The sequence below is a fragment of the Williamsia limnetica genome (assembly GCF_003217475.1).
GTDB classification, from domain to species: Bacteria; Actinomycetota; Actinomycetes; order Mycobacteriales; family Mycobacteriaceae; genus Williamsia; species Williamsia limnetica.
This window is the reverse complement of record NZ_QJSP01000016.1, coordinates 42,490-53,736: the sequence shown is the minus strand read 5'-3', so window position 1 is coordinate 53,736 and position 11,247 is coordinate 42,490. Positions and strand designations below refer to the sequence as shown.

Here is an 11,247-nt window from a genome sequence, read left to right as displayed (position 1 = left end):
ATCCCTAGAGGACCGACCCCGGCCGGCGACCATCAGAGAGCATCCCGCGGTTGCCCGTGGCATGAAGGTGCCGTTGAAGCGGTCGTCTCGCGTCGGTGGGCGTTGTTTTCGCCGCCGCTACCTCGGCGAGTGCCGCGAGGAGCTCGCTGCGCGACACTGTGGCTGAGCCAGCAGCCCTGGCCTCGTCGTAAGCATCGATGATGCCCTGGCACTCGGGATGACGTAGCTGGTGGATCGCGAGCACGACAGTGATCGCGAACGCGCCGATCACAACAGCGATCAGGGCAACGAGTAGAGCCGAATGCAGCATGTAAGTCCCCGAGACTCTAGTTGCGCTCGCCAACCCCGCGCTGGCGACAGCTGTCTTGCGAATTGAGCGTAACGCTCAATCCCGCTACCCACAATGGCACCACAGACGCGGCGGCCAGCTGCTGCTAGGTTCAACATTGATTCCCGGTTCCTGACGGTCTCGGTTCCGGATGGCCGCATGGGCCTCTGCTGAAGCAGAAGGCGCTATGCCTTCCATTCGTCGTGCCTCAAGGAGGCTAATCGTGATCGAATCTCTGGGCCGTCTCAGGCAAGTGCACCACCTGAATTGCGGCACGTTTAGGCCGTGGCCGGGAGCCCTGCTGGCTACGCACGTTCTTGCGTGCGAGTTCGAGCATGGCCTGATTCTGATCGATACCAGTCTGGGAACGGCAGACATCGCGCAACCAGGTAAACGGTTGGGGGGAGCCATTCGCCCCCTGCGACCATCGTTGCGTGACTGCGAGACGGTGCTGTCTCAGCTCACTCAACTGGGCAAATGGTCATCGAGTGATGTTGCTGGCGTTGTGGCCACGCATCTTGACTACGACCACATCGGCGGCGCATCGGATTTTCCGGGCGCCTTGGTGTACACAACGCGAGCCGAGCTCGAGGTGGCGGTCAGCCGATCATCACAGAAGCAGAGGATCCGATACCGCCCGAAGCACATCGCTGAAATATCCACTCGCGTGGTAGTCGCTGCGGCCCCCGATTCGGACGTACTCGGATTGGCCGCCACCCAGGTTGATGCAGAGGGGTGGCTGTATATGGTGCCGCTGCACGGCCATACAACAGGGCACTCGGCGGTGGCGGTGCGAGATCCAGGCCGGGGATGGCTGATCCATGCCGGAGACGCGTTCATGCACCGCGCAGCGATCGGCCTTGACAGCCCGTCGATCCAATCGAGGGTCACCGGGGTCGCCGAACGGCTCCTGGCGACCGATACCCAGGCTGTGGAAAGCAACCACAAAATCCTGTCTGCTCTCGCGGCGGACCCCGCTGTCCGGGTCTTCTGTTCTCATGATCAGAAGCAATTTGACATACTTCATGCTGAATCCTGCGTCGGGCAGCGTTCGCCGATGGCCCACAATGTTCGACGGGGCGTGGTCCAGCCACGAGGTCAAGCATGAGTGTGAACACACTCGAAGGGTGTTAGGGGAACACTTTGAACAGCACTGAGAACAGTTCGACCTGGAACATCGTTGAGTGGATGGCCGACGGCGAACCAACGTTGATCTTCGACGGCAAGAAGCCGCGCCAGTACGTCTCGATACGTCGGCGCGAGCACTATAGGCAGCTCGACATCGACGCCGCCATCCTGGATGCGGTCAAGGCGGCCGTCACCAGCTTCGAGCGCGTCGAGCAGGCGGTGACCGTGAAAGAGGGATACCCGCCACTTCAGCTCATCGCCGACCCCATCCTTGGTCCGCTGGGTGTTTCGTACGGCGCGCAAGTGTGGATCGGCCCTACCGACCAGCCTGTGCCACCCGTTCGGGCCATTGGGGCCTTCGAATGGGATCCTGCCACGGAGATCACCTATCACGGCCGCACCATCGAGACAGAAATCCTCGGTCACGCTGAACCCAAGGAACAGCGTGTGAGCCCGGAGATTTTTCGTCACTTTGAAGCTTTCCCTCGGGAAGGTGAGCTCGGTCGGTTCATCGCCGAGATGCGCTCCAACCTTGTCGAGCACGGTGCGACATTCGACAGCAGGTTAACCCTGAAGAGGATGGATAACGTTGTGCGGCAGGCATATATGACTATGCGAGCGGTCCGCAAAGACGAGGGAGTGTGGATGCTTCGGGGGCTCGTGCACGACATCTCCGACGTCGAGAAACCACAGCTCACCGATACCTATGACCGGCGTACTGCTCGGACCACTGCTGCGCTGATCGCCGGAGATGACCCGGTCGGCATCGGTCACATCGACTTTGCCACCGGCATTGTGGCCGATTGGCTCACACCACCCCCGGCTCCTCTGGACGGTTGGCTGGTTAACAATCCGGAGTTTCACCAGGACAACATCGAGGAGATGACCGCCGCCCAGCTCAGACTCGCGAAGGCAGAAACGACCAAAGAGGAGTACCGAGCATGGGTTAGGTTCCCGGACACCGACTGGATCGAGGCAAAATTCCTGCTCGCTGCCGCGACACCGGGAGTGTTCGGCCACGGACTTATTCGCGTGGAAACCGTTGCTCCTCACGAAGATCGCGGCGACAGCTCCGAGCAAGGGGGGCCGCTGCTGTGGTAGGGCGCACGACGCAATGGCAATGGCAGTGCGCACACGACCAACCCAACATGGAGGATTGATGATGACGAACCCTGCTCGCGATGCCCGACTCGACACAGAGGCGGCGACGTACCCGGATGGCAGCCTGAAAATGGGCTGGGCGGTCGCGATGAGCATGGCCACCGTCCAGGATTACGCTGACGGCAAGAGCAAGGCGGAGCCAGGCGAAACTGAGATCGACGTCCCTTAAATCGGGAACGATCAAAAATTGCGACCTTTACTTGACGCGTCGGCGCGCCCTGGACCGCGCCTCACGCACATGCGCTCGATCCTCGACACCCCGATCCCACGCCGCGCGTAGCGCTTTCTCCGAGACCGCGTACAAAGGCGCCATGAGCGTCACCAGGCTGGGATCGGGCGCCCGCCGGCCTCGTTCAATGTCGCTGAGAACGCTCTTGGCCATGCCCAGGCTCTTGGCCACCTCGGTCTGAGTCAGCCCGGCCCGACCACGCAGGTCCGCCAAATACGGGTGGTCAGACACACCGGGGGTCAGATCCGCTGGCGTGAGGCCCACAGCTTTGGCGGTGCTCACCAGGGACGCAGGGGACGGCGTAGTCACGCCTCCCAACCACGACGACACCGCCTGGCGCGAGACTCCGATCTCATCCGCCAAGTCTTCGATCGCTAGGTTGTGTCGCTCAAGAGCCCGCCGCAGTGCCGCCGGAGAAAAGCCTGCCGTACCGCCGCGTGGCACCCGCCGTACCGCCTCTCCGCCATTGACCCCGCCAACTCCCTGTCCGTCTTCATTGTGGCCGCTCACAGCAGACCTCCCAGCCTTCGGACGAACAATACTTGCGAAAAACAGTTGCGGTTCGTCGGTACGCGGCTTACGCTATCTGCATGGGTGCTGACAAGGTGACGACACGGCCGTGTCGCTTGCGGAACGGACATCCATCTGCTTACTATCCTTTCGCGCTCCCGTCAGGGAGGACTCTTCTCATCGGTTTGATGACTCGCCGGTGGTCGCAATTTCGGGCACAGTCGTGCCGTGATTTTGGGGGAGTCTGGAATGGGTTTTAGCGCATACACACCGCGTCGGTATCACCTGGCGAACAACTCTGTCAGTTCGCCGCAGATCGTGCAGTTCACGCCGCTTCTCAGCGACAGACACGAACTATTGGTTCTAGCGCCTCCATGAACAGCTAGATCGACCCCGAACCCTTCCAAAGATTGGCGTCCAGGGGGGTCCGGGGTCTAGTCACGCAACCACCGCATTTGGCGACTGCCGACCCTCTCAGGGTAGGCGGTTTTTGGAGTGCTCGTTAGACGCTTCGTCGATGCACCCCTTCAATTTCCCTAACCTTGCAGAGGAAATCCCTTGTCTTCGAGATCTATTTACAGTCCCCGCCATGCGCTCGTCGAACCGCGCGTTTCCCGTTCGTTGTCCACTCCGTCGTCGACGTCACGTCGCATGATTGCGGCTGCTGTGGCAGCTGCAGCCGTGATGAGCTTCGGTGCCGGCACCGCGTTCGCTGACCCTGAGGGTCAGGGCGGTGTAACAGCTCCACCGTCTGCCGGACCTGGTCAGGGTGGTGTCACTCCGACTCCCGAGCCCGCGCCGACTGCACCTGTCGAGACTGCTCCCGTTGTCGATTCGGGGCCGGGGTCGGTTCCCGATCCGGTGTGGGACCCGGCCGCGCCCCCGGTGGTGCAGGGATGGGACGAGCCCGCTCCGGTGTACCCACAGGTATATAACCCGGTGCCGCAGGGACCGATCCATCTCCCCAAACAAACCAAGCCCGTAACACCGGTACTGCCGCGGCCGGGATACGTGATGCTCGGCAATAAGACCGGCCCACAACCGGATTGGCTCAGCGATCCTGATACCCGGTCGTGGAATCGGTGGAACGCGAAGTGGACTGCTGATATCGCGACGACGTTGATTTCTATCGGTGTACCCGAGGACGAAGCTAGCCGTCAGGCAGCGGCCACAATGGTGGGCATTGTCGCCGGTAGTGTCACCGGCTTCATGCTGACCGGGCCTCTGGCGGCCGTCGTGTTCGGCGCGACCGGGGCCTTGATTGGTTTGGGTATCGGCACCGCAGTCGCTCCGTTTGTGCCGCCGTTCACCCCGGTGGCCCCGCTGATCGGTGCCGCGGCCGGTGGCGCGGCCGGTGCCGCGGGCGGCTTGCTCATTGTGGGCGGTGCCGGTGCCATCGCCGGCGGCGTCGCTGGCGGTCTGCTGGGCTGGCTGTTCGGTGCCGGCGATCCGGGAGCAAGCAAGGACGCCCCGCCTGCGCCGGGCACACCCGAATCCGAGCTGAGCCACCCCGAACCACCCAACCCCGAGGCCAATCAATTCGAGCTCAACGCCGACGGCCTGCCCGGCAACGGCACGGTGTCCTACGTCGTCAACTCTGCAGGCGATGTGTCGGGCAGTGTCGACGTTGGCCCGGTGTCTGTGCCGCTGGAGTGGTCCGCTGAGCAGGCCGACGCCCCGTATGAAGCGATCGGGTTTCTCGCGCAGACCGCCCGCGACACAGTTGCCGATGTGACGGCGCAGGTCAGTACGCAGATCGAGCAGGTCATCCCCGGTGTGCGGGTGGAGTTCCCGCAGTTTGCCCCGGCGGACAAGTAGCACGGGGACACCTGCCATGCCTGCCACACGCACTCGTCGGCCAGGATCGGGCCGGCCCGGACCTGCGCGCCGGCCGCGGGCGATTATGCCCGCAGCTGGTGCGAGCGTGCCCCGCGCGATGCGTGGCGGCCGCCGAGGGTGGAACCAGCCCGCGACCCGACAGGCGCAAGCACTGCCGGCCGCAGCGCCGAGAGCGGCAGCGCCGAGGGTCGAGGGCACTGACCAGCCCCGGCGGGCATCAGTCACCACGGGGCGCGGTCGCCGCCGCGGTCCCGTGGTGGCGGGTGTCGTGGTCGTCGCTGCCCTGATCGTGGTTGCGGTGGTGATCGCCGGCGGGTGGGCAGTGTCGAAGGTGATCGGTGGAGATGACGCACCGAACGCCGATCTGCCTGCCCTAGATCAGATTCAGTCGCCGACGGTGGCGGTGCCGCCGCCGTCGGTGACCGACCCCGCGTGCCCATCGACAGCAGTGGGTGCGGTCTCCTGGGGCAAAGACGCCGGAGGGACCGATACCGGTGTCGAGGCGATCAAGAAGTTCGACTACGGCTACTACGTGACCCGCTCGGGCGTGGCCGCCCGCGAGGCAGTCGCCCCGGACGCCCTGGTCGGCGACGCCGCCAGCCTGCAGTCGAGTATCGACGCGATGCCGCCGGGCACGACGCACTGCTTGCAGATCACGGACCGGGGCAACGGGACCTACGAGGTTCGTTTGGCTGAGTTCCGTCCGAACTCCGAGCCGGAGTTGACCTTTCAGGTGATCGAGACCGCCCGTCAGGGCGACCGGACCGTGATCACGGCCATACCCACCAACGTGTCGATCAAGCGGTGAGAACAGCGATGAGCTGCAGTAACGGACCTCGCGCCGGGGCGGTGGGATTGGGCCCACCGGGTGCGATAGAGCGGCCTGGGAGCGGAATCAGATTGGCGTCGAGTAACGCTCCCAGGCCGCGGGTTGCCGATGGTCCACACAAACGCAGGACGCACATCAGCGTCCCCAGTCTAGGGGGAAAACCACTGTGAGCCGCTTGTCGATCACACACCGCGCCGCGCTCGTCGCCGCGTCGGCCACCACCGTCGTCGCGATGGGCACCGTGGCGCCGGGGCCGGCCGGTGCCGCCGACCTCGGGTCGGGGTGTACCCAGTACATGGCCTACCTGGTTCCCGGGACGTGGGAAACGTCGCCGGCGGCTGATCCGACCAAACCGGCCGGTCTGCTCGGTGCGGTGGGGGAGAAGCTCAAGAAGTCGTACGGCTCAACGATTACCGTCATCTACCCGAACTATTCGGCGTCGGCATTCGACAAAGGTAAGACCTACGCACAATCGGAATCCGAAGGTGTGGCGCGGCTGCAGGATCTGATCAAGCGGTGCCCCACCTCGCAGAACGTGCTCGGCGGGTATTCCCAGGGCGCCGATGTTGCCGGGGACGTTGCCTGGCAGATCGGGCACGGCAAAGGCCCCGTCGATGCCAGCAAGGTCGACGCTGTCGGCCTGGTCGCCGACCCCAAGCAGGGCAACGCGCCCGTCGCCGGGCCCACCCCGGACGGCAAGGGCATCGCCGGCACCCGCGACGGCGGCTTCGGCGAACTCGAGTCCAAAGTCCGGCAGCTCTGCGCACCGGGCGATCTGTATTGCTCCACCAACTCCTCGCAGCATTCTTTCCTCGCCGGCCTCGGCCAGACCCTCGGCTCGGCCGGCAACGGCGAAACCAGCCCTGGCAGTACCACTGCCCCGGTCAGCACTACCAGCACCGAATCCGGACCGGCAGCAACCACTCCGGATGTGTCTGGCCTGACCAGTGACTACTCGCGGACCGACATTCCGGGGACGGTGGCGACCACCGATGCACTGGCCACCGGGCTCGGGCAATTGTCCGAGCAGGGGGCGCCGACCTCGGGCGGGCAAGCCAGTCAGCTCGCGTCGTTGGCGTCTCTGGCCGGTCAGATCCTGGAGACGTTTACTGCTGTCGCCGACACTCAGCAGTGGGTCGCCACCACCCCCGGCGCCACCAAGTACGTCCAGGGCGCGGATCCGGCCACCCCCACAGGGCAGGCCAACGCGCTGCTCACGACGTTGGGCGGGATGGACATTCCCGCGATCCTGAACACCGCCACCACGATCGCGTCCGGCCTCTCGCAGGCCCTGGGCTCGGGTCCCACCGTGCCGTTGACCCCGGCCACCGCACCCGACGTGTCGCCGGCAGAACCGACCGTGCCGACCACCACGACTACTGCGGCGCCGAGTGCGCCGGCTTCGACGTCGACGACCACCAGCTCGTCGACGACCACACTGTCCACTACTGCGCCGTCGTCCTCAACCCCCCTAGAGGGCGAGGGTGCGGGAGTGGTCGATCCAGGTTCGCCGCCTGGATCAGGGACGGGGGAGGGGAGCGCGCCGTGGCAAGGCACGAACGCGCTCCCCGCCCCCGGATCCAGTACGACCGGAGCCACCACATCGGCTCCTGACATCGCCGGGCTCACCGCCTCGGCCGCGCAGCTGGTGGCGCAGGTCGCCCCGCTCAATGCTGCTGACAAGACCGCGCTGACCTCCGCGTCCTCGGTGCTCGGCGGTCTCAAGCCCGATGTGCTGATCGGGCAGGGAATGAACGTGATTACCGCGGTCACCAGCACTGATTACGCCGGGATCGTCGCGAACTTGCAGGCTCTGCCGCAGCAGATCTTTACCGGCAACATCGCCGGTGCCCACAAGATCTCCGGCGATCTGAACAACCAGCTCTCTCCGTGGGTGAAGATGGCCGCGCAGGTCGATTTCAAGACCGCCGCCAAGCTGGTCGCTCTCGTTCCCGACACCTCCGGCACCACGGCGATCGCGTCGGTGGTCCTGGGGCTGCTCGGCAACCTCGACATCATCCGGTTGGCCAAGAACGTCGGCCAGATCCAGGAAGTGGCCTGGCAGGTCCTCGAAACACGGAACCTGTTCGCACTGACGCAGCTGCTGCCGATCGGCCTGGACTTGGCCTCGGTCGCGCTCGGTGTGCTCGAGCCCGGCGCGAAGATGTCGCCGGAGCTCCTCGGCGCCGGCGCCAGTCCCGAGCAGCAAGCTCTCGCGACCGCCAGCGGCGGCCAGGACATGACCGCGATGTTCGGCTCGCTGACGCAGTTGGTGTCCTCCCAGGGCGCCCAGGACTTGTCCAAGCTCGTCGGCGAAGGACTTACCGCAGCAACGTTTTACGCCTCGAACGCGCACGGTTCCTACGACAAGCTCGTCATCGACGGCAAACCCGCACTCGAATGGCTCTACGACTTCTTCCGCACAGCGTTGGGCGGGTGAAGGAGCTGATGAGCACCTGACACAACGGCTGCGCGAATAGCCCGCGCACCCCCTTTCCTCTTTTTGCTTGTCCTGGCCGGGCGCGTGAAAAGCGAAGTAATGCAACCAAAGTGAGGAGGTCGACCCCATGGCATCATCAGCTGGAACCAGCAAGAAACTTTCGCTCGCCGGCGGGGTCGGACTGCTCATCGTCATCATCGGCTTCTTCGGTTTCGGCTCCGACGACAACCCGCCACCGACCGACTGCCTGCCCCAGGTCGCCACCTCAGGGCCCACACTGGCCGGACCCGGCAGCAAGGTCATGCCACTCAAGACCGGCACCTACCAGCTCTCTAGCCCCTTCGGGCCGCGGTGGGGCACGCAGCATCAGGGCTCAGACTTTTCCGCCCCGCTGGGTACACCGATCTACGCCGCCATGGGCGGCACCGTCGCCAAAGCTGAGACAGCGCAAGGGTTCGGGCACTGGATCATCATCGACTTCGACGACGGCGGCAAGAAGTTCTCCAACGTCTACGGACACATGACCGGCGCTTCGCTCAAAGTCCGCACCGGCGATCAAGTCTCAGCGGGCCAAGAGATCGCAGCCGTCGGCAACGAAGGAGAATCAACCGGCCCCCACCTGCATTTCGAGCTGTGGGACGGCACCCGCCTGGGCGGCGGCCAGGCCGTCGACCCAATGCCCTGGCTCTCCGGTGCCGGCGAACCCGGCCAACCCACCAGCGACCCGTCCGCCGATCCCGCCGCACCGCGCGGACCACCAGCGGCCACCGACGTCAACGCCGCCCCCGCTCCCTCTGATCCGTCAGTGGTCTCGGTCGCCGACTGGGAAAAAGTCGCCAAACTCGAATCCGGCGGCGACTGGGCCATCGACACCGGCAACGGCTACCAGGGCGGGTTGCAGTTCGCGCCATCGACCTGGACCGGCCACGGCGGCGACGAGTTCGCACCAACCGCCAACAAAGCCACACCGCAGCAACAAATGGAGGTCGCCAACCGCGTCCTGATCGGCCAAGGCTGGAACGCCTGGCCCACCACCAGCAAAGAAGCAGCGGTCACCGACAAAAAGCCCGCACCCGCAGGCACCTTCCTGTCTGGGACGGCCGCCGCACCGAAGGTGGAGCTCGCGGCCGCCGTCACCCCCGCCGCCGGGTGCGTGCTCCCCGGTGCCGGCGGCGGAGCGGTCCTCAAGCCGGGATCGGTCCCGCCCGAGTACGAGCCGTGGATCATCAAAGCCGCCCAGACCTGCCCTGAGGTCACCGCACCGCTGCTGGCGGCGCAGCTGGAGAACGAGGGCGGCGGCTTCAACCCGAAGGCGTACAACGCCGATTCAGGGGCGATGGGGAACGCGCAGTTCATTCCGTCGGTGTGGCCTGAGAAGGGCGTTGACGGCGACGGGAACGGCACCAAAGACCCGTACACCGTTCCCGATGCGGTGATGTCGATGGCCTCGTTCGATTGCGAGCTCGTCGGCATCGCCAAGAAGGGATTGCAGGACGGAAGCCTGCAGGGCGATCTGACCGAGCTGTACCTGTCGATGTACAACTGCGGCCCCGGCGCGACCGCCTCTCAAGGCGGGGTCTGCCAGAACACCCAAACCCAGAACTACGTCCGCAACATCCCGGCCAACGCGATCGCCAAGTTCAGCGCCCCTGACCCTGCGGGCGGCGGGGCGGCCGATCTCGCGCTCAGTGGCCCGTTCGGGAAGAAAGCGGTGGACGCGGCGATGCGCTGGCGCGGCACGACCTACGCCTGGGGCGGTGGCACCGCCAATGGCCCGTCGAAAGGCATCGCCGACGGCGGGGTGGCCGACAGTTTCGGCGACTTCAACAAGATCGGGTTCGATTGCTCCGGGTTGATGATCTACGCCATCGCCCAAGCCTCCGACCACAAGATCATCCTCGACCACTACACGGTCAGGCAGCTCAACGACCCACGCGGAAAACCCGTCCCCATCAACGCCTTACAGCCGGGCGATGTGGTGTTCCCGGGCGGCGGCAACCCCCAGCACGTGGCCATGTACATCGGCGGCGGCCAGATGATCGAAGCCCCCCAATCAGGCGATGTGGTCAAAGTATCGCCGCTGTCGAATCTCGGCGGCGGCATCGACGCAAGGAGATTCGGATGAGCACCATCACCCGCCGGCCCTGGCTGGCTGTGGCCACCCTCGCCCTGACCTTGGCTTTTGTCGCGGGCTGCTCCAGCGACGACAACAGCCCCAGCGCCTCGACGACAGCCACACCGCTGGCCCCGGCGCAGCAGTGGGACCCCAATGACGCTCCCGCCACCACCGAACCGACGGCCCCGACGCCGGCGACGGCGCTGGACAAGGCGTTGCTGGTCGACCGGTCTGATCCCGAGCAGCTCGCTCAGGCTGCGGTGAAGATCTGGTTCTCCTGGGACACCGGCAGTGACGACGGACCCAACGACGCCGCCGCCCGCACTGCGCCGCTGCTGACGGCGGCGTTCGCCGACAGCTTGTTCTCCACCGGGTCGAACAGCCCTGGCGGGCAGTGGCTGACCTGGGCCGAGCAAGACGCGGTGGTCACTCCTACCTGGCGGTTGCTGCCCGATCAGGGCGCTCCGCAGACCGCGGACCGCAAGTTCTTCGTCTACGAGGTCCAGCAGATCGCGCGGACTCCCGAAGGTAACCAGATCGGCAAGCCCGCGATCTCGTCGGCGTGGGTGATCTGCGTGCGCACGGCCGCCGACTTCTGGGAGGTGAGTCAACTCGCCCAGCGATGACCCGCCACCGACAGTGCACCAATACCTCGAAGGAGGACACC

General features: G+C 65.3%; 10 protein-coding genes. 8 read left to right on the top strand and 2 right to left on the bottom strand.

Going from position 1 to position 11,247, the window contains the following annotated elements; all coding sequences use genetic code 11:
• Positions 1-4 precede the first annotated feature (4 nt).
• Positions 5-310 (bottom strand): hypothetical protein, encoded by a 306-nt coding sequence (locus DFR67_RS23350; protein WP_110471890.1) that lies wholly within the window; start codon positions 308-310, stop codon positions 5-7.
• Positions 311-551: 241 nt separating this feature from the next.
• Here DFR67_RS23350 and DFR67_RS23345 point away from each other — a divergent pair, with 241 nt between their 5' ends.
• The 3 genes from DFR67_RS23345 (at position 552) to DFR67_RS30625 (ending at position 2,786) form a co-directional block, all read left to right on the top strand.
• Positions 552-1,436, top strand: coding sequence for an MBL fold metallo-hydrolase (locus tag DFR67_RS23345; RefSeq protein ID WP_158540020.1), 885 nt, complete (start codon positions 552-554; stop codon positions 1,434-1,436).
• A gap of 35 nt (positions 1,437-1,471) precedes the next feature.
• Positions 1,472-2,557, top strand: a complete 1,086-nt coding sequence (locus DFR67_RS23340; RefSeq protein ID WP_281268367.1) for a GAF domain-containing protein — start codon at positions 1,472-1,474, stop codon at positions 2,555-2,557.
• Between the two features lie 61 nt (positions 2,558-2,618).
• A complete protein-coding gene (locus DFR67_RS30625) occupies positions 2,619-2,786 on the top strand; it encodes a hypothetical protein (protein ID WP_158540019.1) in 168 nt (55 codons plus the stop codon).
• A gap of 27 nt (positions 2,787-2,813) precedes the next feature.
• Here the strand turns inward: DFR67_RS30625 and DFR67_RS23335 are convergent, their stop codons facing one another.
• Positions 2,814-3,356: a helix-turn-helix domain-containing protein gene (locus DFR67_RS23335; protein ID WP_110471887.1), complete on the bottom strand. Its 543-nt coding sequence runs from the start codon at positions 3,354-3,356 to the stop codon at positions 2,814-2,816.
• A 666-nt stretch (positions 3,357-4,022) separates the two neighbouring features.
• Between DFR67_RS23335 and DFR67_RS30305 the strand changes: the two genes are divergently transcribed.
• The 5 genes from DFR67_RS30305 to DFR67_RS23305 all read left to right on the top strand — a co-directional run bounded on the left by DFR67_RS30305 (position 4,023) and on the right by DFR67_RS23305 (position 11,206).
• Positions 4,023-5,174, top strand: coding sequence for a hypothetical protein (locus DFR67_RS30305; RefSeq protein ID WP_146240520.1), 1,152 nt, complete (start codon positions 4,023-4,025; stop codon positions 5,172-5,174).
• Positions 5,175-5,280: 106 nt separating this feature from the next.
• Positions 5,281-6,003, top strand: coding sequence for a DUF8176 domain-containing protein (locus DFR67_RS23320; RefSeq protein WP_146240519.1), 723 nt, complete (start codon positions 5,281-5,283; stop codon positions 6,001-6,003).
• Positions 6,004-6,199: 196 nt separating this feature from the next.
• The gene (locus tag DFR67_RS23315) at positions 6,200-8,464 is read left to right on the top strand and encodes a cutinase family protein (protein WP_146240518.1); all 2,265 of its coding nucleotides are present in this window, start codon (positions 6,200-6,202) and stop codon (positions 8,462-8,464) included.
• Positions 8,465-8,591: 127 nt separating this feature from the next.
• Positions 8,592-10,589, top strand: coding sequence for a transglycosylase family protein (locus tag DFR67_RS31425; protein WP_110471882.1), 1,998 nt, complete (start codon positions 8,592-8,594; stop codon positions 10,587-10,589).
• Positions 10,586-11,206, top strand: coding sequence for a hypothetical protein (locus DFR67_RS23305; RefSeq protein ID WP_110471881.1), 621 nt, complete (start codon positions 10,586-10,588; stop codon positions 11,204-11,206). Before DFR67_RS31425 ends, DFR67_RS23305 begins: the two co-directional genes overlap by 4 nt.
• Positions 11,207-11,247: the final 41 nt, after the last annotated feature.